Origin of the sequence: Methylobacterium tarhaniae (assembly GCF_001043955.1) — a bacterium.
GTDB lineage: Bacteria > Pseudomonadota > Alphaproteobacteria > Rhizobiales > Beijerinckiaceae > Methylobacterium > Methylobacterium tarhaniae.
This window is the reverse complement of record NZ_LABZ01000410.1, coordinates 1-771: the sequence shown is the minus strand read 5'-3', so window position 1 is coordinate 771 and position 771 is coordinate 1. Positions and strand designations below refer to the sequence as shown.

The following is a 771-nucleotide window of genomic DNA, read 5'->3' as shown; positions in this document are numbered from 1 at the left end:
ATCGAAGTCGACCACGCAGACATTCTGCCCGGCCTGGGCGAGGGCGGCACCGAGCGCCGCCGTCGTGGTGGTCTTGCCCACCCCGCCCTTGCCGGACGTCACCACTATGATCTTGGCCATGGAAAATGCTCCCCCGAGCAATCGGGATGATGCGGCGGCCGGAGCGAGGTCCGGGTCGCGCGCTCACGGGGTTGTCGGTGTCTCACCGGGCGGGCCGGGGCGGATGTCGCCCGCGGGAGCCGTCCGGTCGTCTCGCGGCTTCGTTCAGTCGAGGGCGGCCATGCGGAGGGTTTCGCCCTCGAGCCAGACCTGGACCGCCTTCTTGCGCAGCTTCGGGTCGGTGGTGTCGGCGGTGCGGAACAGGCCGTCGATGCCGATCAGCTCGGGCTCGAACTTGCGGCAGCAGATGCGGGCCCGGGGATTGCCGCCCGCCCCTGCGATGGCGCGGCCGCGCAGCGCCCCGTAGACGTGGATCGAGCCGCCGGCCAGGATCTCGGCGCCGGAGGCGACCGAGCCCATCACCGTCACATCGCCCTCGGGGTGATACACCGACTGGCCGGAGCGCAGGGGCGTCTCGAGGACGAGGGAGTTCGGCTTGCGCGGCTCAGGCGGCTTGGCGGCCTCCGCAGGCTTGGCGGCCTCCGGCGGCTTGGCGGCCTCCGGCGGCTTGGCGGCCTCCGGCGGCTTGGCTGCCTCCGGCGCCGCCATCTCGGCCGGGCGGCCTCCGCTCAGCAGCGGCGGCAGCGCCGGGCCGAGCCAGGCCGGCTCGGC

The 771-nt window shown here is 73.8% G+C and carries 2 protein-coding genes; both read right to left on the bottom strand.

Going from position 1 to position 771, the window contains the following annotated elements; all coding sequences use genetic code 11:
• A partial coding sequence (locus VQ03_RS32435; RefSeq protein WP_157064333.1) for a nucleotide-binding protein occupies nt 1-120 on the bottom strand: 120 nt, incomplete at its 3' end.
• A 144-nt stretch (nt 121-264) separates the two neighbouring features.
• On the bottom strand, nt 265-771 hold a 507-nt coding region (gene minC / locus VQ03_RS30330), incomplete at its 5' end, for a septum site-determining protein MinC (protein ID WP_048454657.1).